The organism is Novosphingobium flavum, assembly GCF_014230315.1.
GTDB classification, from domain to species: Bacteria; Pseudomonadota; Alphaproteobacteria; order Sphingomonadales; family Sphingomonadaceae; genus Novosphingobium; species Novosphingobium flavum.
In genome coordinates this window covers 67,471-89,784 of the sequence record NZ_JACLAW010000006.1, presented here as the reverse complement: position 1 = coordinate 89,784, position 22,314 = coordinate 67,471, and the positions used below count along the sequence as shown (strand labels likewise).

The 22,314-nt window shown below is 69.4% G+C and carries 21 protein-coding genes; 5 read left to right on the top strand and 16 right to left on the bottom strand.

Annotated elements, in window-relative coordinates; genetic code table 11:
* Positions 1-9: 9 nt before the first annotated feature.
* Positions 10-888: a hypothetical protein gene (locus H7F51_RS08935; protein WP_246448052.1), complete on the top strand. Its 879-nt coding sequence runs from the start codon at positions 10-12 to the stop codon at positions 886-888.
* 100 nt (positions 889-988) lie between these two features.
* On the opposite strand, the gene H7F51_RS08930 is transcribed toward H7F51_RS08935, so the two are convergent.
* A complete protein-coding gene (locus H7F51_RS08930) occupies positions 989-2,200 on the bottom strand; it encodes an FAD-dependent monooxygenase (protein WP_185663914.1) in 1,212 nt (403 codons plus the stop codon).
* Positions 2,201-2,416: 216 nt separating this feature from the next.
* Here H7F51_RS08930 and H7F51_RS08925 point away from each other — a divergent pair, with 216 nt between their 5' ends.
* Complete coding sequence (locus H7F51_RS08925) at positions 2,417-2,737, top strand: hypothetical protein (protein ID WP_185663913.1); 321 nt, start codon at positions 2,417-2,419, stop codon at positions 2,735-2,737.
* A 48-nt stretch (positions 2,738-2,785) separates the two neighbouring features.
* On the opposite strand, the gene H7F51_RS08920 is transcribed toward H7F51_RS08925, so the two are convergent.
* Positions 2,786-4,456: an alkaline phosphatase family protein gene (locus tag H7F51_RS08920; protein ID WP_185663912.1), complete on the bottom strand. Its 1,671-nt coding sequence runs from the start codon at positions 4,454-4,456 to the stop codon at positions 2,786-2,788.
* A 101-nt stretch (positions 4,457-4,557) separates the two neighbouring features.
* On the opposite strand from H7F51_RS08920, the gene H7F51_RS08915 reads away from it, so the two are divergent.
* On the top strand, positions 4,558-6,606 hold the full coding sequence (locus H7F51_RS08915; protein ID WP_185663911.1) for a protein-disulfide reductase DsbD family protein: 2,049 nt from the start codon (positions 4,558-4,560) through the stop codon (positions 6,604-6,606).
* Between the two features lie 201 nt (positions 6,607-6,807).
* Positions 6,808-7,146, top strand: coding sequence for a response regulator (locus H7F51_RS08910; RefSeq protein WP_246448050.1), 339 nt, complete (start codon positions 6,808-6,810; stop codon positions 7,144-7,146).
* Between the two features lie 389 nt (positions 7,147-7,535).
* On the opposite strand, the gene hemN is transcribed toward H7F51_RS08910, so the two are convergent.
* The 10 genes from hemN to ccoN are packed head-to-tail and all read right to left on the bottom strand — an operon-like array spanning position 7,536 to position 16,872.
* Positions 7,536-8,849 carry an oxygen-independent coproporphyrinogen III oxidase gene (hemN, locus tag H7F51_RS08905; protein WP_185664089.1) on the bottom strand — a complete coding sequence of 438 codons (1,314 nt, stop codon included), beginning with the start codon at positions 8,847-8,849 and terminating at the stop codon, positions 7,536-7,538.
* A 32-nt stretch (positions 8,850-8,881) separates the two neighbouring features.
* Positions 8,882-9,136, bottom strand: a complete 255-nt coding sequence (locus tag H7F51_RS08900; RefSeq protein ID WP_185663910.1) for a hypothetical protein — start codon at positions 9,134-9,136, stop codon at positions 8,882-8,884.
* Positions 9,133-9,288, bottom strand: coding sequence for a cbb3-type cytochrome oxidase assembly protein CcoS (gene ccoS / locus H7F51_RS08895; protein WP_185663909.1), 156 nt, complete (start codon positions 9,286-9,288; stop codon positions 9,133-9,135). The genes H7F51_RS08900 and ccoS overlap by 4 nt, the downstream gene beginning before the upstream one ends.
* A complete protein-coding gene (locus H7F51_RS08890; protein WP_185663908.1) occupies positions 9,285-11,405 on the bottom strand; it encodes a heavy metal translocating P-type ATPase in 2,121 nt (706 codons plus the stop codon). The genes ccoS and H7F51_RS08890 overlap by 4 nt, the downstream gene beginning before the upstream one ends.
* The gene (locus H7F51_RS08885; protein ID WP_185663907.1) at positions 11,402-11,857 is read right to left on the bottom strand and encodes a FixH family protein; all 456 of its coding nucleotides are present in this window, start codon (positions 11,855-11,857) and stop codon (positions 11,402-11,404) included. Before H7F51_RS08885 ends, H7F51_RS08890 begins: the two co-directional genes overlap by 4 nt.
* On the bottom strand, positions 11,854-13,320 hold the full coding sequence (gene ccoG, locus H7F51_RS08880) for a cytochrome c oxidase accessory protein CcoG (RefSeq protein ID WP_185663906.1): 1,467 nt from the start codon (positions 13,318-13,320) through the stop codon (positions 11,854-11,856). The genes H7F51_RS08885 and ccoG overlap by 4 nt, the downstream gene beginning before the upstream one ends.
* Before the next feature lie 6 nt (positions 13,321-13,326).
* Positions 13,327-14,271: a cytochrome-c oxidase, cbb3-type subunit III gene (gene ccoP, locus H7F51_RS08875; protein ID WP_185663905.1), complete on the bottom strand. Its 945-nt coding sequence runs from the start codon at positions 14,269-14,271 to the stop codon at positions 13,327-13,329.
* Positions 14,264-14,425, bottom strand: a complete 162-nt coding sequence (locus tag H7F51_RS08870; RefSeq protein WP_185663904.1) for a CcoQ/FixQ family Cbb3-type cytochrome c oxidase assembly chaperone — start codon at positions 14,423-14,425, stop codon at positions 14,264-14,266. Before H7F51_RS08870 ends, ccoP begins: the two co-directional genes overlap by 8 nt.
* The gene (gene ccoO, locus H7F51_RS08865) at positions 14,422-15,192 is read right to left on the bottom strand and encodes a cytochrome-c oxidase, cbb3-type subunit II (protein ID WP_185663903.1); all 771 of its coding nucleotides are present in this window, start codon (positions 15,190-15,192) and stop codon (positions 14,422-14,424) included. Before ccoO ends, H7F51_RS08870 begins: the two co-directional genes overlap by 4 nt.
* Positions 15,193-15,204: 12 nt before the next feature.
* Positions 15,205-16,872 carry a cytochrome-c oxidase, cbb3-type subunit I gene (gene ccoN, locus H7F51_RS08860; protein WP_185663902.1) on the bottom strand — a complete coding sequence of 556 codons (1,668 nt, stop codon included), beginning with the start codon at positions 16,870-16,872 and terminating at the stop codon, positions 15,205-15,207.
* 223 nt (positions 16,873-17,095) lie between these two features.
* On the opposite strand from ccoN, the gene H7F51_RS08855 reads away from it, so the two are divergent.
* Positions 17,096-17,788, top strand: coding sequence for an OmpW/AlkL family protein (locus H7F51_RS08855; protein ID WP_185663901.1), 693 nt, complete (start codon positions 17,096-17,098; stop codon positions 17,786-17,788).
* 36 nt (positions 17,789-17,824) lie between these two features.
* Here H7F51_RS08855 and H7F51_RS08850 read toward each other — a convergent pair whose 3' ends face one another.
* Genes H7F51_RS08850 through H7F51_RS08835 form a run of 4 tightly spaced genes read right to left on the bottom strand, consistent with a single transcriptional unit; the run spans position 17,825 to position 22,297 of the window.
* Entirely contained in the window at positions 17,825-18,523 is a 699-nt protein-coding gene (locus H7F51_RS08850; protein ID WP_185663900.1) for a Crp/Fnr family transcriptional regulator, read from the bottom strand.
* 52 nt (positions 18,524-18,575) lie between these two features.
* Entirely contained in the window at positions 18,576-19,316 is a 741-nt protein-coding gene (locus H7F51_RS08845; RefSeq protein WP_185663899.1) for a sigma-70 family RNA polymerase sigma factor, read from the bottom strand.
* Positions 19,313-21,421: a flagellar biosynthesis protein FlhA gene (locus tag H7F51_RS08840; RefSeq protein WP_185663898.1), complete on the bottom strand. Its 2,109-nt coding sequence runs from the start codon at positions 21,419-21,421 to the stop codon at positions 19,313-19,315. Before H7F51_RS08840 ends, H7F51_RS08845 begins: the two co-directional genes overlap by 4 nt.
* A gap of 3 nt (positions 21,422-21,424) precedes the next feature.
* Positions 21,425-22,297, bottom strand: coding sequence for a transglycosylase SLT domain-containing protein (locus tag H7F51_RS08835; protein WP_221774072.1), 873 nt, complete (start codon positions 22,295-22,297; stop codon positions 21,425-21,427).
* Positions 22,298-22,314: the final 17 nt, after the last annotated feature.

Below are 22,314 nucleotides of genomic sequence, written 5' to 3'. Positions count from 1 at the left end.
GATTTAGGCATGGCGGAAGATTTGCAGAGCGCCGAGCCGGTCGTAACCGCGCCGCGCCCGCGCCGCAGCATCGGTTCGGTGCTTCTGGCCGCGATGGTCGCCTTCCTTTTGGGTGCCGTGGTCGTGGGCCTTGCCGTGGTGAAGGGCCTGTTCCCGCTGCCCGGCCCGCAGGCCGAGACCGCGCAAAAGGCTGCGGTACGCGCGGGTTCCCTGCCCGCGTCCGCCCCGGCGGCCAGTCCCGCTGCATTGGCCGAGCACCAGAACGACATCGAAGGCCGGATGGCCACGCTGGAAGAGCGGCTCGACACGCTCAATGCAGAGGCCGAGGCCGCATCCGGCAATGCCGCCCGCGCCGAGTCCCTGCTGATCGCCTTCGCCGCCCGGCGCGCGCTCGATCGCGGGGCGCCGCTCGGCTACCTTGAGGACCAGCTGCGCCTGCGCTTCGGCAATGCCCAGCCCAATGCCGTGGCCACCGTGATCGCCGCCGCCAAGGCCCCGGTCACGGTCGACCAGTTGCTGGCCGGGCTCGATTCGCTCGCCCCCTCGCTGACCGAAACCCCCGCGAACACCGGGGCTTGGGACCGGATCAAGCGCGAAGTTTCCGGCCTGTTCGTGATTCGCCGCGATGCCACGCCGAGCCCTGCCCCGCAGATGATCCTCGGCCGCGCCCGCATCCTGCTTACCGCCGGGCGGACCGACGACGCCGTGGCCGAACTGCGCCGCCTGCCGGGCGCCGCCGGCGCGACCGACTGGTTCGCCGCCGCCCGCCGCTATGACGACGCGCACCGCGCGCTCGACGTGCTGGAGACGACGGCAGTGCTCGACGCCCACGCCCTGCGCGACGCGGGCGGGCAAGCGGCTGCCCAGCCGGCGGCAGCGGGGGACTAGGAGGCGAACGCTTCTCAAGCATGCCGCCGTCGTCCCTGCGCAGGGACGACGGCGCGAGGAATTCGTTAGCCCGGCACGTTGCGCCGCATCGCGGCGAGCCTCAGGCCTGCAACAGGTCCGGCAGCTTGCCGCTCATGCCGCGGGCTTCGTCCATGAACCAGCGCTTGAGGCCGGGCCAGCGCTGGATCGCGCCCATGCCGGCGCGGCGGACCAGCGAGGGCAGGCGGCCGGGGACGCCGAACAGGCGGGTGATGGTGTCGGTCGCGGCCATGACCGAGAGACTGTCCACGCTGCGCCAGCGCTCGTAGCGGGCAAGGAGCTGGGCATCACCGACATCGAGGCCGAGGCGAATCCCTTCGGAGAGGACCTGGACGAGGGCGCCGACATCGCGCAGGCCGAGGTTGAGGCCCTGGCCTGCGATCGGGTGCATCCCGTGAGCCGCATCGCCGACGAGCACCAGCCGGTCATCCGTGATGCGCCCGGCGTGGTGGAAATTGAGCGGCCAGCTCATGCGGGGGGCGGCGAGTTCGACCGTGCCGAGGACATCGGCCACGCGCTTTTGCACTTCGGCGAGGAAGGCCCGGTCGGACAGTCCGGTCCAGCCAGCCGCGTCCTGTTCGGCCACGGTCCAGACCAGCGCCGAGCGGTGGCGGCCGTTCTGGTCGAGCAGGGGCAGGAGCGCGAAGGGCCCGGCGGGGTAGAAGATTTCCCAGGCGGTGTTGCCGTGGGGCCGCTCGTGCCACAGGGCCGTGACCATGGCGCGGTGATGATAGTCCCACTTGGCGAGGCCAAAGCCGGCTTCGTCGCGCGTGGGGGACTGGCGGCCCTCGGCGGCCACGAGCAGCCCGCCTTCGAGCAGGCGGCCATCGGCGAGCGTGACCGAGACGCCGTGGAGGCCGCGGTGGCGCTCGGTCACCTCGGCGCTGGTGTGCCAGGCGATGGCCGCTTCCTCGCGCGCGGCTTCGAACAGGGCGAGGCGGATGTCGCGGTTGGCATACATCCGGCCGAGCGAGCCTTCATGCGGCTCGGGGCGGAAGTCGATCCGGCCGGGCTTCATCTGGTCGGTCACGGCAATGGAGTCGATCGGACACCCGAGCGGTTCTAGCCGCTGCCCGAGGCCGATATTGGCGAAGAGGTTCCAGCTGGCGGTGGAAATGGCCGAGGCACGGCCATCGACGCCTTCGGCGGTAAGGTCTTCGGGGGCTGCCCGGTCCACCACGTGGCTGGTGAGGCCGCACTTCGCCGCGGCAAGGGCCAGGGTCATGCCGACGAGGCCGCCGCCGAGGATCACGAGATCGCGCTTTTCGCTCATGCCTGCGGGCTTAGCCCCGGCGCGGGGGCCTGGGCAAGCCCGCAGGCCCGCCCGCCCCTTCCCGGCCCGGTTCGAGACGGATCCGGTGGCCGCGCCGGACGAAATGGCCGACGAAACGGATTGCCAGAGGGCCGCCCGCCCGACCACAATGCAAAGGCAATGATTCCAAGGCGAGCGGCAGGCCCGATTCGCCAGATCGGCGAGGAGATGGCCCTGATGAAGGTGCGCGTATTCGTTCCGGGCGTGGCCGAGGCGGCCGACGGTCCGTGCTATGGCGGAACCGACCACCAGTTTCCGGCCTTGCCGAGCCTTGGCCAGACCCTGCGCTTTACCGACGAGCGCAAGGGCGACTTCACCGTGATCGACGTGGGCTTCGTGCAGGAGGGCGATGCCTTCGTGGCGGCGGTCTGGCTGGAAGCCGATGCCGCGCGGCGGGCCAGCTATGCCGAGCCGGTCGTCGTGATCGAGGCGGCGGACCGGCATAGCGAGCGCGATCTCAACCACGACGTGCCGCCGGACAGCATGCCGACCTATTGAGGGGGCAGGCAGGACGTCAGGGGGCGGCAGCGCCCCCCATCGCCCGGATCAGCGGCAGGTGCTCCCCGCCCCGCCATCGAGGTCGAGGCAGCGCCCGTCGAAGGTTCCGGCGGGGAGCTTGAGGCCGAGAATCGCCGCGAGGGTCGGCGCGATGTCGACCGTCTCGACCGGGGCGGGCTGTTCGAACTGGCTCATGCCCTTGCGCCAGAACAGCAGGGGGACGCGGCGATCGTAGTCCCACGGACTGCCGTGGCCGGCGACATAGCCCGGTCCGGGCGCGGCGCCGGCAAGAATGGCGCGCTTCAGCAGGAACAGGACGTCGCCGGTGCGCTCGGGATCGAACGAGGCGCGGGCGCGCTCGGCCAGGGTCCAGTCCTGCGGGTTCTCCGTGGGCACGGGAAGCGCGGCGAGATCGGCGCGGGTGAAGACGGCGGCGACCTGCGGGTGGGCCCTGAGCCGCGCGACGAGGGCCTCGATCACGCGCGGGCGCTGATCGGCAGGGATCTTCGCGGAAAGGTAGACGTCGCCCGCCGCGCCGTCGCCCAGCAGCAGGGGGCCATCGACAGCGAGGCCCAGATCAGCGGAAATCGCCTTGCCGAGCGGGCTGGGTTCGAGCGCACTGTCGACCCGGCCGGCGAAGGGATTGGCTTGCTGGTCCAGCCGCTCGGGCAGGTCGGAGCCGCCGTGGTCGGCCGAGAGGACGGCGAGGTAGTCGATCCCGCGCGCGTCGAGCGCGGCAAAGAGCTTGCCGATGGTCCGGTCCAGCTCGGCCATCTGGATGCACATTTCCATGCCCTGGTTGCCATAGGCGTGGCCGATGTAGTCGGTCGCCGAGAAGGAGACCGAGAGAATGTCGGGCGCCGGGCCCCTGCCGAGGTGGTTCTCGTCAACCATCCGCACGGCGAGATCTTCGGTGACGGCGTCCATCCGGGGCGAGACGCGGAAGGCATCGGGATCGTTCGGGGCCAGCGCGAAGCGGCCCGATCCAGGGGTTCCGGCCTTGCCGGCGGGGACCGGGCGATCGTGCGCCGCGCACCATGCGGGCGGGGCATAGGCGGGGGCGCCCCGCGCCGCGATCGCGGCCATGGCGGCATTGGCGGACATGGCGGCCGGGCTGGGGGTGCGCCCCTTGAGCGTGACGAACTGGCCCTTCAGCGCCCAGTAGGCGGCGTCGATCGAATGGCCGCCCATCATCATCACCGCGCGGTCCTTGGCCGAGACGGCGACGCTGCGGCTGCGCGGATCGGCCTGCTTCATGTATTCGCCCAGCGTCGGCACCTTGAGGTGAACCGCCGAGACGACCGGCTCGCGGCTGGTCGAGGCGGGGTCGCGTTCGTCTTCCGAACAGTAGATCCGCTTGTCGCCCCGCGCGATGGCGGGATCGAACCAGTTGTTGGCAATGATCCCGGTGCGCGAGGGATGGACGCCGGTGAGCAGGGTGGAATGGCCCGGGCAGGTCTCGGTCGCCGCGTGGCTCTGGAAGGCGCTGGGGAAGACCGCGCCGCTCAGCAGGCGGGCGATGCCGCCGGTGTAATGCTCGCGGTACTGGGCGAAGAGATCGGCGGCGTACTGGTCGACCGAGATGGCGACGATCAGGCGCGGCGGCGGCGGCGGCGCGGCGGCGGGGGCCGGCGTTTCGGCGGGCGCGGCGTGGCAAGCGAAGAGGAGGGAACCGGCAACAACAAGGCCAAGAGCGCGGGAAGCGGCGCGAAGGTGCATGATCGTTCCTTGAATTGCGGCCGCGGGGACGGCACTAGGAGATTTGCCGGGGCCATCCGCCTCGCGCAAGCCGCAATTAGGCGCAGGTGAATTCCCGACATATGCCCGGCTACGCACGGTTTTTTGCAATCTGGTGTCAGGCGCTGCTGCTGGCGGCGGCTTTCGTCGTTCCGGCGCGCGCGGCGCCCACGCACATTGCCGCGAGCCTCGTCGCCGAAGGGGCGGCCGCGCCGGGCAAGACGGTGACGCTGGCCTTCGTCATGCGGCCGGAAAAGGGCTGGCACGGCTACTGGAAGAACCCCGGGGACGCGGGCTTCGGGATGACGCTGGACTGGGCCCTGCCCGAAGGCGCGTCGGCCGGGACGCTGCTCTATCCGGTGCCGCACACGCTGGTGATCGCCGGGCTGATGAACCACGTCTACGAGGAGGACTATGTCCTGCTCGCCCCACTCACCCTGCCCGCGAACGCGGTGCCGGGATCGCGGCTGCCGGTGCGGGTGAAGGCGGACTGGCTGGCCTGTACCGACAAGATCTGCGTGCCCGAGCGGGCCGAGCTGGCGACCGAGGTCGTGGTCTCTGCGCCGGGGACGATGACCCCGCCCGATCCGCGCTTCGACGGCTGGCGCGCGAAGCTGCCCGCGCCGCTGGGCAGTGTGGCCATGCTCGCGGCCGAGGGCCAGTCGATCCGGCTGGGCATCCCGCTGCCGCGCGGGCTGGACCTGCAGCAGCCGCATGTCTTTGCCGACGCCGACCGGGTGGTGGCCTATGGCGCGGCGCAGGAGTTCCGCCGCAAGGGCGACCTGCTGATCGTGACGCTCACCCGCGCGCCCAATGCTGCGGCTCCGCAGGCCTTTTCGGGGCTGCTCAGGCTCAACCGCGCCGGCGACGGGGTGGAGTTCGCCGCCCGGCCCGGCCCCGTGCCGACCGGCGGCGAACTGGTGGGCAGCAAGCAGGATGCGGGCGGAAACCTTGCCCTGCTGGTGCTGGCGGCTCTGGCGGGCGGACTCCTGCTCAACGTCATGCCCTGCGTCTTTCCGATCCTCAGCCTCAAGGCGCTGTCTCTGGCGCGCGCCGGGGAGAGCGAAGCCGAGGCGCGTGCCGAGGGGCTGGCCTACAGCGCCGGGGTGGTACTGGCCTGCTCCGCGCTGGGCGCCCTGATGCTGGCCCTGCGCGCGGGTGGGAGCGAGATCGGCTGGGCCTTCCAGTTGCAGGAGCCCGGCGTGGTCGCCGTACTGCTGCTGGTGGCGGCGGCGGTGACGGCGAACCTTGCCGGGCTTTATGAATTCGCCGTGCCCGGCTTTGCCCGCGCGGGGAGCCCGCAGGGGGCCTTCGCCACCGGGCTGCTGGCCGCTTTCGTGGCGACGCCCTGTACCGGGCCGTTCATGGCGGCGGCGATGGGCGCGGCGCTGCTGCTGCCAGCCGCGCAGGCGATGGTGCTGTTCGCCGCGCTGGGCCTCGGCCTTGCCCTGCCCTTCCTCGCCATCGCGCTGGTGCCGCCGCTGCGCCGCCTGCTGCCCCGCCCGGGCGCGTGGATGAACCGGCTGCGGATGATCATGGCCGTGCCGATGGGACTGACCACGCTGGCGCTGGTCTGGCTGGCGTCGCGGGTGGGCGGGATGGGCTTTGCCGGGCTGGCCCTGGGCCTTGCCCTGGCGCTGGTGGCGCTGCTGGAATGGACCGGGAGTCGGCAGCGGCGGGGCCTTTCCGCGCTTGTGCCGACCTCGGCCGGCATCGCCGCGATTGCCGCGCTGGGCGCCGTGGTGCTGCCGCAGCACGTATCCGCCCCGGCCGCCGAAACGGCGGGCCTGCTGCCGAGCGCGCCGTTCAGCGCCGAGGCGCTGGCCCGGGCACGGGCCGCCGGAAAGCCGGTCTTCGCCTATTTCACCGCCGACTGGTGCCTGACCTGCAAGGTCAACGAACAGGTCGCGATCGAGCGGGCCGAGACCCGCGACGCCTTTGCAAGGGCCGGGGTCGTCGTCCTGCGCGGAGACTGGACGCGGCGCGATCCGGCGATCACCCGCTACCTTGCCGAGCAGGGCGCGGCGGGCGTTCCGCTCTATGTCTGGTATGCGCCCGGCGGCGCGGCGGAGACCCTGCCCCAGCTCCTCACGCCCGACCTGCTGACCGGCCTGCCGGCAAAAAACCGCTGATTGGCAACAAATATGGGAACCGCAACGATTGCAGCGGATTTATCGGCCTGAAGGGGGAGGCGCTTTTCGCTGCTGGAAAGGCGCAACCCAACGGAAGCCAATTATCGTGGGCTCGGCAGAGCAGGTTCTGACACATCCATGTTGCACACTGAACACAGAGATCAGGGAATCAGGAATCGGGAGACCCCGTGCATCCTGATCATGGAGGACGAGTTTATCGTCGCCCTCGATCTTTCCGACATGACCCATGACCTCGGCTTCGACGTCGTCGGCCCCTATGCCACCGTCGCCGAAGGACGCGAGGCGATCGCGCGGCACCGCCCCGATGCCGCGATCCTCGACGTGCAGCTTGCCGACGGCGAGGTTTTCCCGCTGGCCGACCTCCTGATCCAGCTGGACGTGCCGATCATCTTCCACTCCGGCCATGCCGACACTACTTCGCTGCTGGCGCGCTATCCGGCCGCGCGCAGCGCGAACAAGCCCTGCACCTCGGAGCTGATCGCGAGCTATCTGGTCCAGGCCACCAGCCACCAGTTTTGATCCGGCGCGCGATTTTCGCGGCGCGACAGTTCCCTTGATCTCCATCAATGCGGCGCGGCGCGCCCATGGGGTAGGCAAGTGTCAGTCGGGCGCCAATTCGTTGCCGCCCGGCGACTTTTCTCCCCGACTGAAGGGCGGCCTACCTCGTGACGGCCGCCCTCTTTTTGTGGTGCGCCCTTTGCTTGGTGCGCCCTTCGCCTCCGCGAAGGGCTTGCGGCACCGGCCCGCTCCCCCGGCCCAACCACCCATCGAGTGTACCCTGTGGGTGGTTGGGCCGGGGGAGCGGGCCGGTGCCGCAAGGAAAGCCCGGATGGGCTTTCCGTACAAGTCAAAGACTCGTGGGCCGGTGCCGCGCGAGGATCAGGCGACAGCCTGATCCGGTCCTTGCATCAAACAGCCGAACTGAAGCGGCGGGCCGAGTCCTGGCGGTAGGGGTCGAACAGGGCGGCGATGGTGCGGGTGTAGGGCAGGCCCTCTGGGCGGATGGTCAGGACCGCATCGCTGGTTTCGATCAGGCCGCGCGCCGCGAAGGGGGTGAGCACCTCGACCAGCGCGAACATCCGGTCGGCGCCGATTTCGGCCGAGCCGCGGCACAGCAGGCTCTTGATGATCGTGCCGATTTCCTGATCCTCCGCCGAGCGATGCACACCGTGCGTGCCGGTCAGCCGGTCTTGCGAGAGAAGCATGCGGTAACGCCCGGCGTTCTTCTCGTTCTGGACGAGGAGGTCGGGGAACTGGCTGATCGAGGAGGCGCCGAGCCCGAGCAGGACCGGGGCCTGATCCTCGGTGAAACCCTGGAAATTGCGGCGCAGGCGGCCCGCGACCGTGGCCTGGGCCAAGGCATCGCCGGGGCGGGCGAAATGATCGAACCCGACCGGCTGGTAGCCCGCCTGCGTCAATTGCTCCCACCCGTTCCATGCCATGCGGAAGCGGGCTTCCTGCCCGGGCAGATCGCTCGCATCGATCCGCTTCTGGCGCGGGATCAGGTGGGGGACGTGGGCATAGCCGAACAGGGCGATCCGGTCCGCGCCGAGCCGGGCGGTGCGGCCGAGCGAATCGGCAAGGTCTTCGTCGGTCTGGCCGGGGAGGCCATACATCAGGTCGAAATTGAGCGAGGTGATGCCCGCCCCGCGCAGCAGGTCGGTGCCGCGCAGGATATCATCCTCGGGCTGGACCCGGCCGATCGCGGCCTGCAGGTGCGGGGCGAAGGTTTGCACACCCATCGAGGCGCGGGTGATGCCGACGCAGCGGATCACCGCGCCCCAGTCTGCCCCCAGCGTGCGCGGATCGAGTTCGATCGAGACGACCGGATCATGCAGGGGAAAGTGCACCGTCAAAGCATCGACGATCCGCACGAAATCGAACGGGGTGATCGCATTGGGGCTGCCGCCACCAAAGGCGATCCGCCGCACCCGCGCGCCTTGCGGCAGGCGGGCACCGAGCAGGGCAATCTCGTGATGCAGCACATCAAGGTAGGAGGCGAGGCGCTGGACCTTGTTCGCGCGGCCGGTGTTGCAGCCGCAATACCAGCAGATCTCCTCGCAGAACGGGATATGGACGTAGAGCGAGACATCGCCGCTCACGCGGGACAGGGCCAGTTCCTGCTCGGCCGCGCCGACATGCGCGCCGAATTCGGCCGCCGTGGGGTAGCTGGTGTAGCGCGGCACCGGGCGGGCCAGCAGTTCGGGATGGTAGGGCCACATGCAAGGCAACTGGCCCGAAGCAGGCGGGATGGTCATTGCTCGGAATCAATTTCCCCGCCGCCATCTGCAAGCCCGCACTTCTTGCGCGAACCGGTATGGCAGGCCTTGGCGCAGCAGCCGGGCATGTCCTTGCCGGGAAGCTCGCCGCCGGAGACGGGAATCGTCACCGTGCGGGTCAGCCCGTCTCCGGCGCAGAGCGGCACGGTGATGCCGCGCGCGGCGGCGGGGCTGGTGTTGCAGGCCGCCGGGATGAGCGCGGCGAGGGCGAAGAGGACGGGGATTCTCACGGCCGCCCCTCCCCCTCGTCGTCGAGCAGGATGCGCGCGGCGGCGCCGTCGCAATCCTCGAACTGGCCCGAACGCAGGGCCCAGAGAAAGGCGCCGAGCCCGGCAAGGCCCATGGCCAGCGCGATGGGGATGAGCATGGCCAAGGAGTTCATCGGGCGGCTCCGGCAAGGCGCAGCGAATTGGCGATCACCACCAGCGAGGAGATCGACATGGCAGCGGCCGCGATCAGCGGCGTGACCATGCCGGCCATGGCCAGCGGCACGGCGAGCAGGTTGTAGCCGATGGCAAGGACGAAGTTCTGGCGGACCACGGCCATGGTGCGGCGGCTGGCGCGGACGATGCGCGGCAGGGCGGTGAGGCCGTCTGAGAGGAAAACGAAGTCCGCCGCCTGGCGGCCGACGTCGCTGGCCGTGCCGGGCGCGATCGAGGCATCTGCGGCGGCGAGCGCAGGGCCGTCGTTGAGGCCATCGCCCACCATCAGCACCTTGTAGCCGCCGCGCTGGAGCCGGGCGATTGCATCCTGCTTGGCCACCGGATCGGCGCTGGACTGGGCGGTGAGGCCCACGGCGCGGGCGGTTTCGCCGACGGCGGCGGCATTGTCGCCCGAGAGGATCGAGCATTCGACGCCGACCTGGCGCAGGGCGGCGAGCGCTTCCTTCGCCTCGGGGCGGAGGCGGTCGGCGAAGGGGATGAGCCAGGTGGGGCGGCCCGCGATGTCGAGCGCGGTGGCCATGCCGGCGGCGTTTTGCGGGCGGCGCAAGGCCACTGCAACGCCATTGCAAAAGGCATGGACGCCCTGCCCCGCTTCCTCGCTCACTTCGGCGAGGTCTGCGGCGCGCACACCGCGCTGGGCGAGCGCCTCGACCAGAGCGCGCGACAGCGGGTGGCGGCTGTGCGAGGCGAGCGCGAGGGCGATGGCGGCGTCCGCCGGCCTGAGGCTGTCCAGCACCAGCGGGTCGGGCAGCGGGCGGCCCATGGTCAGCGTACCGGTCTTGTCGAGCAGGGCGCGGTCGATCGTGGCCATGCGTTCGAGGGCGGAGCCGTCCTTGACCATGACGCCCCGGCGCATCAGCGCGCCGCAGGCGACGACCTGCGCCACGGGGACAGCCAGACCCAGCGCGCAGGGGCAGGTGATGATGAGGACGGCGATGGCGATCTTGAGCGATTCGTGGACGCCCGCGCCCGCCGCCATCCAGCCGAGGAACGACAGGGCGGCGAGGGTGTGGACCGCCGGGGCATAGAGACGCGAGGCGCGGTCCGCGATCCGGACATAGGCCGAGCGGGCCTGGCCCGCCGCGTCCATCAGCCGGGCGATTTCGGCCAGCGTGGTGCCCTGCCCCGCCGCAGTCACCGTGACGTCGACCGGGTTTTCGAGGTTGAGCGTGCCGGCGTGGACCTCCGCCCCGGCCCCGGCCGCGACGGCCGCGCTTTCGCCGGTAAGCAGGGAATTGTCGAACCGGCTTTCGCCCGAGACAATCGTGCCGTCGGCCGCGAGGCGTTCTCCGGCGGCGACGCGCATGACCATGCCGGGAACGAGATCGCGCGCAGGCACCCATTCGACCGCGCCGCTCCGGCCAACCACCAGCGCGCCGGGCGCAGCCTGGCGCAGCAGGGCATCGACCCCGGCGCGGGCCTTGTCGCGCATGGCGGCATCGAGCGTGCGCCCGGCAAGGAGGAAGAGCAGCAGCATCAGGGTGCCGTCGAACCAGGCGTGTTCGCCGTGGGTCGCGGTCTCGTACAGCGAGAGGCAGGTGGCGAGGATCACGCCGATCGAGATCGGCACGTCCATGTTGGTGCGGCCCTTGCTGAGCGCGGACCACGCCGAGGCGAAGAAGACCCGGCCCGAGAAGGCGATGGCCGGAACCCCGATTCCGGCCGAGAGCCAGTGAAACAGGTCCCGCGTCGCCCCTTCGGCGCCCGACCAGATCGAGACCGAAAGCAGCATGACGTTCATCGCCGCGAAGCCCGCGACGCCGAGCGGGGCGAGCAGGGGCCGCGCGGCCGAGGGCGGCGGGGCGGCATCGTCGGCGCGCGGCTGGGCGGCGAAGCCGATCCGGCCCAGCGCGTCGATCAGCGTGGGCGTGGCCAACGCGGGGTCGTGAGTCACGCGGACCTGCCGGGCGGTGAGGTTGACCCGCGCGGCGCTGACGCCGGGCAGATCGGCCAGGCCGCGCTCGACCTTGCCCATGCAGCCGGCGCAATGCATTCCGGGCACGACGAGGACCGTTTCGGCATGGGGCGCGGCAGGTGCGAGGGCGGGGGCGCTCATGACACGGCTTCCTGGGTGCGCCAGCGGCGGGCCGCGGCCTTGACCTCGATCCGGATGTTCCAGCGCCCGGCGGGCAGCCGCTCGGCCGAGCGGAAGCCGGCGCCTTGGCGGCGGAAGTGGAGGAGGTGATCGCGCTGGCGGCCGAGCGGATGCCAGGCGTCGGCCGAGACCTCGGCCCCGGCGGGGACGCCGGCAAGCGTGATCACGACGTGATCATCGCCGGTGCGCGTGGCCACGGCCTGCCAGCCGAGCTTCTCCTCGGCCTTGGCCTCGGCCAGCCAGCGGTTGTAGTTCTGGCTGGCGACGTAGGAATTCTCGACCACGATCCCGGTGAAGCTGGACCCGGCAAGGCGCGCCATGAACAGGTTGACCGTGATCACCACGGCGAAGAAGCCGACCATGATCAGGGCCATGTGGCGGCCGGTGAAGGGCCGTGCTGCGGAAATGGTCATTGGCCTTGCTCCCCTTCATTGGGTGCGTCGAAACGGGCTTTTTCGAGATCGCCGCCGCCTTCGCGGTCAGTCGCCTTGAGGATCAGCGCGAAGGACTGTTCGCCGGTCCCTGCGGGCGCGGCGACGTAGATCCTGAGCGGCAGGATCGCATCGGCGGCGACCGTGGCATGGACCGAGCGCGCGGCATCCTGCTGCGACATCGCATCGGTCCACATCACCGCGCCGGGCAGGCCCTTCAGCGCCACGACCATCGGGCGGGGGCGGTTTTCCATGTTCTTGAGCTTGACGGTCCAGGCATTGCGCACCTTGCCGTCGCTCAGCACCATGTAGGGCGGGTTGCGGTCCTTCTGCACGGCAAGGTCGATGTGGGTGCGGGTGCCGAGGGCGAAGAGCAGGGCGCAGCCGATCGCCGACCAGAGGCCGAGATAGACCAGCGTGCGCGGGTGCCAGATCAGCTTCCAGTGCGGCGTGGGCGGATTGCCGGCCTTTTCGCGGGCGGCATCTTCGAGCGTGGCATAGTCGATCAGCCCGCGCGGGCGGCCGACCTGGCCCATCACCCGGTCGCAGGCGTCGATGCAGAGGGCGCAGGTAATGCAGCCGACCTGCGCGCCCTCGCGGATGTCGATCCCGGTGGGGCAGACCGCGACGCACTGGTTGCAGTCGATGCAGTCTCCGAAAGCGGCGGCGGGCTGCTTTTGCGCCGCCTTGACGCTGGCGCGCGGTTCGCCGCGCCAGTCCTTGTAAGTGACGATCAGCGACTTTTCATCGAGCATCGCGGTCTGGATGCGCGGCCAGGGGCACATGTAGATGCAGACCTGTTCGCGCATGAAGCCGCCGAGCCAGAAGGTCGTCCCCGTCAGCACGGCGACCGCGCCATAGGCGACCGGATCGGCCGTGCCGCTCCAGAATTCGCGGACCAGCGTGGGCGCGTCGGCGAAGTACATGATCCAGGCGCCGCCGGTCCAGAACGAGATGACGAGGTAGATCGACCACTTGAACAGGCGGCGGGCGAGCTTGGAGCCGCTCCACGGCGCGTTCTGGAGGCGGATCTGGGCGTTGCGGTCGCCGTCCACCAGCCGGTCGACGTGCTGGAACAGGTCGGTCCACACGGTCTGCGGGCAGGCATAGCCGCACCATGCCCGGCCCACCGCGCTGGTGACGAGGAACAGGCCGATCCCGGCCATGATCAGCAGCCCGGCCACGAAGTAGAACTCCTGCGGCCAGATCTCGATCGAGAACATGTAGAAGCGGCGGTTGGCGAGATCGATCAGCACCGCCTGGTCGGGCGCATAGGGCCCCCGGTTCCAGCGCAGCCACGGGGTCACGTAGTAGATCCCGAGGGTGATCACCATGATCGCCCATTTCAGGCGGCGGAAGGTGCCGTCGATCTGCCGGGGGAAGACCCCCCGGCGCTTTTCGTACCATTGTTGCTGCACGCCCTGCATCGGCTCAGGGTTACGCATCGGACTTTACCTCGGAGCAGCGGCGGCGGGGGCTGCGCCGCCCGCCGGAGTGCTCTCCTCAGGAGTAGGGACGGGGGCGAACTTCTCGCCGCCGCCCAGCGAGTGGACATAGGCCGCGAGCATCTTGATCGTGACCGGATCGAGACGGTGGGCCCAGGCGGGCATGACCCCGGCATGAGCGCTGGTCACGCTGGCCGCGACATCGGCATGGGTGCCGCCGTAGAGCCAGATCGCATCGGCGAGGTTGGGCGCGCCGAACTGGCGGCCGCCCTTGCCTTCCGGCCCATGGCAGACGGCGCAGTTGGCCGCGAAAGTCGCCGCGCCGCGCTGGCTGGCCGCGCCGGGCTGTTCCTTGCCCGAGAGGGTCAGGACATAGCTGGCAACGTCGCTGACAGACGCTGCCGGGAGCAGGCCGTCCTTGCCGAAGTTGGGCATCTGACTCTGCCGGGTCTGGTCATCCCCGGGGAAGCGGATGCCGTGGGTAATCGTGGTCTCGATCGTCCTCAGGTCGCCGCCCCACAGCCAGTCATCGTCGTTGAGGTTGGGATAGCCCTTGAAGCCGGCCGCGCCCGCGCCGTGGCACTGCACGCAGTTGACCCGGAAGGCCGCCCTGCCCCCCGCGACGGCCGCCTGCATCAGCTGCGGCTTTTCCGGCAGGGCCTCGATCGGGGTGGCAGCGATGGCGGCGAGCGTGGCGGCGCGGCCCTGTTCGGCCTTGCTCATCTCGGCCGCGAGCGCGCCCCGGCTCGACCACTTCCACGCCCCGTCGGTGCCCTTGGAAAGCATCGGGATCGCCGGATAGACCACGCAGTAGGCCACCGAGAAGGCGATCGTGGCGTAGAAGGTCCAGAGCCACCAGCGCGGCAGCGGGTTGTTGAGTTCCTCGATGCCGTCCCATTCGTGGCCGACGGTCTCGACGCCGGTGGCATCGTCGATCTTCCTGTTATCCATTGTCTTCATCCTCGAAGATCATGGTGGCGGCGGTCTCGTTGGCGCGCCGCGCTCCGGGGCGGAAAGGCCAGGCGCACAGGCAGAGGAACACGGCGGTCATCACCACCAGCCCCCAGCTGTCGGCGAGATGGCGCAGGGTGTCGTAGTGACTCACCGGCCCGTCTCCTTCGCCAGGTCTTCCTGCGCTGCGGCGCTGTTGGTATCGACCATCGTGCCAAGCACCTGGAGATAGGCGACCAGCGCGTCCATCTCGGTCAGCCGGGCGGGATTGCCGTCGAAATCGCGGGCCTGGGCCTTGGGCCAGCGCTTGGCCAGCTCGGCGGCGTCACCCTGCCCGGCCTGGGCCTTGAGATCCTCGTCGGCATGGGCGATCTGGTCCTGCGAATAGGGCACCCCGACATGATAGAGCGCCTTGAGTTCGCCGCTCATCGAGCCTTCGGTGTCGCTCTTCGACAGGTCCCGATCCTTGAGGAAGGCGTACATCGGCATGACCGATTCCGGCACGACCGAGCGCGGATCGACGAGGTGCTGGACGTGCCATTCATCCGAATAGCGCCCGCCCACGCGGGCAAGGTCCGGCCCGGTGCGCTTGGAGCCCCATTGGAAGGGATGATCGTACATCGATTCAGCGGCGAGGCTGTAATGGCCGTAGCGCTCGGTCTCGTCACGGAAGGGCCGGATCATCTGGCTGTGGCAGACGTAGCACCCTTCGCGGATGTAGATGTCGCGCCCTGCCTGTTCGAGCGGGGTATAGGGGCGCACCCCGTCCACCTTCTCGATCGTGTTGTCGATCCAGAACAGCGGGGCGATCTCGACGATCCCGCCGATGGTGACGGCGGCAAAGGCGAGGACCGCCAGCAGGGTGACGTTGCGTTCGAACTTCTTGTGGCCGGTAACCAGCCCGTTTTCAGCAGCAGTCATGGCTGATGTTCCTTATTCGGCCGGGACGGCGACGGGCACGAGAGGACGGTCCTGCACGGCGTTGTAAGGCGCATCCCTGAGGGGAGCCTCTTCGCGCAGGGGCGAGCCGGCGATGGTCTTCCACACGTTGACGGTCATGATCACCGCGCCGGCGAGGTAGAGCAGGCCACCGAAGGCGCGCAGCAGGAACATCGGGTGGACCGCCGCGACCGATTCCGCGAAGGAGTTCACGAGGTAGCCGTCGGCGCCGTATTCGCGCCACATCAGGCCCTCGGTGATCCCGGCCACCCACATCGAGGCGGCGTAGAAGACGATCCCGATGGTCGCGAGCCAGAAGTGCCAGTTGATCATCCTGAGCGAATACATCCGGCTCCGGGCCCAGAGGCGCGGGGTCAGGTAGTAGATGCAGGCGAAGGTGATCATGCCGTTCCAGCCGAGCGCGCCGGAGTGGACGTGGCCGATGGTCCAGTCGGTATAGTGCGACAGCGAGTTCACCGTCTTCACCGACATCATCGGGCCCTCGAAGGTGCTCATCCCGTAGAAGGCGAGGCTGATCACGAACAGGCGGATGATCGGATCGGTGCGGACCTTGTCCCAGGCGCCGTTGAGCGTCATCAGGCCGTTGATCATCCCGCCCCAGCTCGGCATCCACAGCATGACCGAGAAGACCATGCCCAGCGTCTGCGCCCAGTCCGGCAGCGCGGTGTAGTGCAGGTGGTGGGGGCCGGCCCAGATGTAGAGGAAGATCAGCGCCCAGAAGTGGATGATCGACAGGCGGTAGGAATAGATCGGGCGTTCGGCCTGCTTCGGCACGAAGTAGTACATCATCGCGAGGAAGCCGGCGGTGAGGAAGAAGCCGACCGCGTTATGGCCGTACCACCATTGCACCAGCGCGCCCTGCACCCCGGCGAAGACCGGGTAGGAGCGGCTGCCCAGCAGGCTCACCGGCAGGTTCAGGTTGTTGACCAGGTGGAGCATGGCCACGGTCAGGATGAACGAGAGGTAGAACCAGTTGGCGACGTAGATGTGCGGCTCGGTCCGCTTGACCAGGGTGCCGACGAAGACCGCGAGGTAAGCGAGCCAGACCACGGTCAGCCACAGGTCGACGTACCATTCCGGCTCGGCATATTCCTTGCCCTGGGTGATCCCGAGCAGGTAGCCGGTGGCGGCCAGCACGATGAACAGCTGGTAGCCCCAGAAAACGAAACGGGCGAGGCCGGGGAAGGCCAGCCTCGCCCGGCAAGTGCGCTGGACCACGTAGAACGAGGTCGCAATCAGCGCATTGCCTCCGAAAGCGAAGATGACGGCGGAGGTGTGCAGCGGGCGCAGGCGGCCGAAGGTGGTCCATTCCAGCCCGAGGTTGAGCACCGGATAGGCCAGCTGCAGGGCGATGTAGAGCCCGGCGAGGAAGCCGGCCATGCCCCAGAAGACCGTGGCGATCACCCCCCAGCGGATCGGATCGTCATCATAGCGCGACTGGTCGGCCGGGGCGTGGATCAGGCCGCGGGCCACGCCTGCATAGTCGGCCCGGGTGAGCGCGGTCCACAGGCCCACGGCGCAGGCCGCGGCAACGATGCCCATCTGGATGGCAAAGCCCTTGTCGGCCGCAGCGGCGACGGCAAGGATAGCGAGAAGCAGCGCGACCAGCCAGATGCCAGCGCGCGAAACAACGGTAACCATGAGCCTTCCCTCTCAGGTTGATTTGACCGTCCCGCACTGGACCGCTTTGGGCAGTGCAACATTGACGAGAGTCAAATTCCGCTCGGGAAGAGGCGATATTCGACCAAAGTCGCATGTTTGCGCTCGATCAATGTCAGGTTGCGATTGGCTCCCGATTTTTTGTGCGACGCCGCGAGGGATGGTTCGCAGGGTGCGAACCGGGGCGGCGCGAAGATGAGGGAACATGAACAAGCTGATGCTCACCACCGCCGCCCTTGGCGCGCTGGCGGTCTCGGGGGCGCTTTCGGGCACGGCCCATGCCGGCGACGCGGAAGGCAGGCTGCAGATCAAGCTGCTGGCGACGGGCGTGCTGGCCGATGGCAAGGTGACGGCCGTGAAGAACGACAGTGCGGGGCTGGTCGCGGCCGGGGCGGTCAAGGACACCAAGGCCAACGACAATGTCGTGCCGACCGTGGCGATCGAGTATTTCTTCACGCCGAATGTCTCGCTCGAGACGATCTGCTGCGTCACCGCGCATCACGTGACGATTTCCTCGGGCTCGCTGGCGGGCAAGGTCGCGGTCGACAACGTCAAGATCATCCCGGCGACGCTGACCGCCAAGTATCACCTGCCGCTCGGCGCGATCAAACCCTACGTCGGCGTTGGCCCGGCCCTGTTCATCGTGTTGAGCGACGAGCCGAGCGCGCTGGTCAGGTCGGTCGGCGTGACCCGCACCCACCTGTCGAGCGAGCTGGGCGTGGCCCTGCAGGCGGGCGCCGACGTGGCGCTGGGCAATGGCTACTCGCTGTCGCTCGACGCCAAGAAGTACTGGGTGCGGACCGACGCGACCTTCTATGCCGGGTCGGCGACGGCGCTCAAGACCCGCCACAAGCTGGACCCGTGGGTGGTGAGCGGCGGGATCGCTTACCGCTTCTGAACGGAGATGGTGCTCCGGCCCCACAGGGCCGGGGCGTCAGCCTGCTTCGGCGACCAGGGCCGCCCGGTCCAGCACCACGACTTCGCGGCGCGAGGGGAGGTCAATGATCCGATCGGCCTTGAGGCGGGTGAACTGGCGGCTGACCGTTTCGATGGTGAGGCCGAGCACGTCGGCGATCTGCTGGCGCGAAACCGGCAGGTCGAGGTGGATCGCGCCGGGCGGCATCAGGCTGGAACAGCCCGGCGAGGCGACGCGGTCGGTCATCTCGATCAGGAAGGAGGCGACCTTTTCGCTCGCCGACTTGCGCCCGAGCAGCAGCATCCAGCGGCGGGTCCGGTCCAGCTCGTCAAGCGTGCGCTGCAGCAGCTTGTGTTCGAGCGCGGGGTGCGCGCGGGCGAAGGAATCGAAATCGCGGCGGTTGAACACGCAGACCTTGGCCTCGGTCAGCGCGGTGACGCCGTGGCCGGTGGTCGTACCGAAGGGGCGGCCGATGAAATCGGAGGCGAAGACCATGCCGACGATCTGCTCGCGCCCGTCCTCCGTGCCGGTGGACAGCTTGAGCACGCCTTCGATCACGTTGGCGACGAGGACCGAATCGTCCCCCTCCCAGATCAGCGATTCGCCCGGCTCGAGCAGGCGCTGGCGCCCGATCGTGTTGAGCGCGCCGATTTCATCCGCGTCGAGAGCCGCACAGATCGCCCGGTTGCGCACGAGGCAGGTATCGCAGGAAGCCATGCCTTCGCGCCTATCACTTACAGGTCTGTCAGGCAATCGCCCGCACCGCGCGCTACAGAATCTCGGCCATCCCGCTTAGCGCCTTGCGCAACTGGTCGAGCGCCTGGGCCTTCAATTGGTGGACGCGCGGGATCGAGACTTCGAGCACCCCGGCGATTTCCGAGAGATTGAGTTCCTCGACGAAATAGAGCTGGGTGACGAGTTGCAAGCGCTCCGGCAGGGCGGCGATGGCGCGGACCACGGCGCCGCGGATTTCCTCGCCCTCCAGCACGGCGAAGGCATCGGGGCCCTGGTCGGCGAAGGCAAGGTCGCTGTCGGAATAGGCTTCGTCGAGCGTCTCGAAACGCAGGGGTTCGCTCGACGAGCGCAGATCGGCGAGTTCGTTCTCGGTGATGTCGAGCGCCTTGGCCAGTTCGGCGGGAGTGGCATCGCGGCCAAGCCTGCCGCGCAGGGCGTCTTCCTGTTCGCGCAGCAGCTTGCGCCGCTCGCTTGCCCCGCGCGAGAGCGGGACCGAGCGGCGGATCAGGTCGACCATGGCCCCCCTCACCCGCATCTTGGCATAGGCGGCAAAGCCGTCCTCGCTCGGCCCGGCATGGCGCTGGGCGCATTCGGTCAGGGCGACGAGCCCGGCCTGGACGAGGTCTTCCAGTTCGATCCCCGGGCGGCCCGAGCCGTGGACGTGCCAGGCGAGGCGCCGGACCATCGGCAGGAAGCGGCGGACCCGCTCGGCGACATCGCCGCCATAGGCGCCCGCAACGGAGCGAACTGCGAAGGATTTCTGATCGTGTTTCATGCTGCCAGCTCTTCTGCAAACGGGCCGTCGGGATGGGGGAGCGCGGGCGCAGGGGCCGGGTCGCCGCCGATGACGGCGAGGACCTCGATCGGCTGGGCCGGCGGAAGTTCGGAAATCGAGAGGACGAGGCACTGCGGCGCACGAAGCCTGAGCAGCGCGGCCAGCGCCCGGCGCGCGCGCGGCTGGACGATCAGCGCGGGCGGGATCGCGCCGGGGCCGCGCTCGGCGACGATCGCGGCGACGCGTTCCCCGATGGCGCGGGCGAGATCGGGCTCGATCACCGGCTGGCCGGTGGCGGGATCGTGGAGCCCCTGGACGATCGCCCCTTCGAGGCGGGCTTCCAGCGTCAGCACCGGCAAGCGTTCGTGCGGGGCGCAGACCCGGCCGACGATCAGCGCGCCGAGATCGGCCCGGACCATGTCGACCAGCCGCTCGTGATCGAGCGTGACCTGCACCGCCTGGCTGAGGCTCTGCAGGATCGGCAGCGGGTGGCCGAGCGGCACCCCTTCCTCCAGCAGGGCGCGCAGCAGGCGCGTGGCGGCGGCCAGCGTGAGCGGGGCGGGATAGACCGTTTCGACGAGGCCGGAGGAATGTTCCTTCACCGCCTCGAGGATCTGGCGCACTTCGTCTGGCCCAAGCAGGGCCGAGGCGCGCTCGACCAAGAGCTGGTTGAGGTGGGTGGCGATGACGGTTGAGGCATCGACGGTGAGGAAGCCCTCGGCAATGGCATGGTCGCGCGCCGCGGGATCGATCCACAGCGCCGGGCAGCCGAAGCTGGGGTCGGTGGTCGGCTCGCCGACGAGGGTGTGATTGTCGCGCGCCTCACCGGCGTTGATCGCCAGCACCTTGTCCGAACGGATCGTTGCCTGGCCGAGCGGAACGCCGCCGAGCACGATGCGATAGTCGTAAGGCGGCATTTCCAGCGCGTCGCGCACCCGGAACTGGGGGACGATGAAGCCGAAGGTCTGCGAGAGCTGCTTTCGCACCCCGGTGATCCGCGTGACCAGCGGCGAACCGCGCCGGTCGTCGACCAGGTGGACGAGGCCGAAGCCCAGCTCGATCGTGACGAGGGTGTGGTCCGACACCTCGTCGAGCGCGATCTTCTGCGGGTCTGCCGCAGGGGGCGGGACGACCACGGGAACGGCGGCCCTGGCGGCGCGCTGCTTGAGGCTCTTGTAGAGCCAGAAGGCGAGGCCGGCGGCGGGCAGGAACACGGTTTGCGGCATGGCCGGGATCGCGCCGATGGCGGCGAGGATCACGGCGACGGGGAGCCAGGTGGCGGGATTGGCGAACTGGCCGCCGATCTGCCCGGCAAGATCCCGGCTGTCGGACACGCGGGTGACGATCACGGCGGCGGCGATCGAGAGCAGCAGGGCGGGCACCTGCGCCACCAGCGCGTCGCCCACGGCAAGGGTGATGTAGCGCTCGGCCGCTTCGCTGGCGGAGAGGCCGTGGCTGACCATGCCGAGCACGAAGCCGGCGATGATGTTGACCCCGAGGATCAGCAGGGCGGCGATGGCGTCGCCCTTCACGAACTTGGAGGCACCGTCCATCGAGCCGTAGAAATCGGCCTCTGTACCCACTTCGAGGCGGCGGGCCTTGGCTTCGTCGGCCGTCATCAGCCCGGCGGCGAGGTCGGCGTCGATCGCCATCTGCTTGCCCGGCAGGGCATCGAGGGTGAAGCGCGCCGAGACTTCCGAAACGCGGCCCGCACCCTTGGTGACGACGATCAGGTTGATGATCATCAGGATCATGAAGACGAACAGGCCGACCGCGAAATTGCCGCCGATGAGGAAGGCGCCGAAAGCCTCGATCACATGGCCCGCCGCCGCGCCGCCCGAATGGCCGTTGACCAGTACGACGCGGGTGGAGGCCACGTTGAGCGCGAGGCGCAGCAGGGTGGCGAAGAGCAGCACGCTCGGGAACGAGGAGAAATCGAGGGGCTTGGCCGCGTTCATCGAGGCCATCAGCACGGCGACCGAGAGCGCGATGTTGAGGACGAAGAACACGTCGAGCAGGACGGTCGGCACCGGCACGATCATCAGGCAGATGAGCGTGAGGATGCCGGCGGGAAGCGCGATGGCCGAGGCTTTTGCGAGCTTCATGGCTTAGAATCCCAGGGCCGAGAGGCGGTGATAGGCGGCGGCGACATTGGCCGGGGCTGCACCCTCGCCGCTGGCGTTGCCGCCAAGGTTGAAGGTCTGGCGCAGGGTCTCGGCCATCGAGGTCGGGGCCTGCGCGCCTTGGGCGGCCGCCTGGAACGCACGGGCGACCGGGCCGCCGGTGAATTGCGGGGCGGCGGCTGCGGAGGCAGGGCTCGCACCGTAAGGCATGGCGTTCGCCCATTGCGAGGCGTCGCCGCCTTCCATGGCGCCGGCAACGCGGCTGCGCAGCAGGCTCATCACCTCGCTCACCGAGCGGGGGCCGGAGGGGGAGAAGAAGATCGCGCGGTTGGTCGCCGCGGCGGCGGGCAGCACGGAAGCGGCGCTTTGCGAAGGATCACTGGCGAGGGCCGAGAGGAATTGCCCTGCCCCCTGCGCGCCGAGGAAGTGGGCGAGGTAAAGTTCGGCGGCATCGGGTTCGCGGCCCAGATGGCCGGAAAGGGCAGCCTTGTTATCGCTGGCGAGTTCGGCGGCCATCAGCGCCGAGGCCTGGGGATCGTGGCGCAGGGCCATGATCTGGGCGCGCATGGCCGGATCGGACGCCGCAGCGCCCGCCCAGCCGAGGCCGTGCTCGGCGCCGTGCTTCTTCAGGGTATCGATCCAGGTCGAGCCGAGGAACTGGTAAAGCCCGGTGGCGCTGGAGCTGCCCGAGCGGGCGTGCGGGTCGAGCCCGGATTCGAGCTTGGCCTGGGCCAGCAGGTAGTCGAAATCGACCCCGGTGGCATTGGCGGCGCGGGCGATGGCCGCCCTGGCAACGGCGGCAGGGGCGGCTGTTGCGCTGCCTGCCGAGTTAACGCCGGAAGATGATATCTCGCTCAAGCCAAATCCCCGAGTGC

Bases quoted from the DNA above. Each gene is read 5' to 3' on its own strand.
- H7F51_RS08935 (WP_246448052.1), top strand. From the start codon at position 10: ATGGCGGAAGATTTGCAGAGCGCCGAGCCGGTCGTAACCGCGCCGCGC.
- H7F51_RS08930 (WP_185663914.1), bottom strand. From the start codon at position 2,200: ATGAGCGAAAAGCGCGATCTCGTGATCCTCGGCGGCGGCCTCGTCGGC.
- H7F51_RS08925 (WP_185663913.1), top strand. From the start codon at position 2,417: ATGAAGGTGCGCGTATTCGTTCCGGGCGTGGCCGAGGCGGCCGACGGT.
- H7F51_RS08920 (WP_185663912.1), bottom strand. From the start codon at position 4,456: ATGCACCTTCGCGCCGCTTCCCGCGCTCTTGGCCTTGTTGTTGCCGGT.
- H7F51_RS08915 (WP_185663911.1), top strand. From the start codon at position 4,558: ATGCCCGGCTACGCACGGTTTTTTGCAATCTGGTGTCAGGCGCTGCTG.
- H7F51_RS08910 (WP_246448050.1), top strand. From the start codon at position 6,808: ATGGAGGACGAGTTTATCGTCGCCCTCGATCTTTCCGACATGACCCAT.
- hemN (WP_185664089.1), bottom strand. From the start codon at position 8,849: ATGTGGCCCTACCATCCCGAACTGCTGGCCCGCCCGGTGCCGCGCTAC.
- ccoS (WP_185663909.1), bottom strand. From the start codon at position 9,288: ATGAACTCCTTGGCCATGCTCATCCCCATCGCGCTGGCCATGGGCCTT.
- H7F51_RS08890 (WP_185663908.1), bottom strand. From the start codon at position 11,405: ATGAGCGCCCCCGCCCTCGCACCTGCCGCGCCCCATGCCGAAACGGTC.
- H7F51_RS08885 (WP_185663907.1), bottom strand. From the start codon at position 11,857: ATGACCATTTCCGCAGCACGGCCCTTCACCGGCCGCCACATGGCCCTG.
- ccoG (WP_185663906.1), bottom strand. From the start codon at position 13,320: ATGCGTAACCCTGAGCCGATGCAGGGCGTGCAGCAACAATGGTACGAA.
- ccoP (WP_185663905.1), bottom strand. From the start codon at position 14,271: ATGGATAACAGGAAGATCGACGATGCCACCGGCGTCGAGACCGTCGGC.
- ccoO (WP_185663903.1), bottom strand. From the start codon at position 15,192: ATGACTGCTGCTGAAAACGGGCTGGTTACCGGCCACAAGAAGTTCGAA.
- ccoN (WP_185663902.1), bottom strand. From the start codon at position 16,872: ATGGTTACCGTTGTTTCGCGCGCTGGCATCTGGCTGGTCGCGCTGCTT.
- H7F51_RS08855 (WP_185663901.1), top strand. From the start codon at position 17,096: ATGAACAAGCTGATGCTCACCACCGCCGCCCTTGGCGCGCTGGCGGTC.
- H7F51_RS08850 (WP_185663900.1), bottom strand. From the start codon at position 18,523: ATGGCTTCCTGCGATACCTGCCTCGTGCGCAACCGGGCGATCTGTGCG.
- H7F51_RS08845 (WP_185663899.1), bottom strand. From the start codon at position 19,316: ATGAAACACGATCAGAAATCCTTCGCAGTTCGCTCCGTTGCGGGCGCC.
- H7F51_RS08840 (WP_185663898.1), bottom strand. From the start codon at position 21,421: ATGAAGCTCGCAAAAGCCTCGGCCATCGCGCTTCCCGCCGGCATCCTC.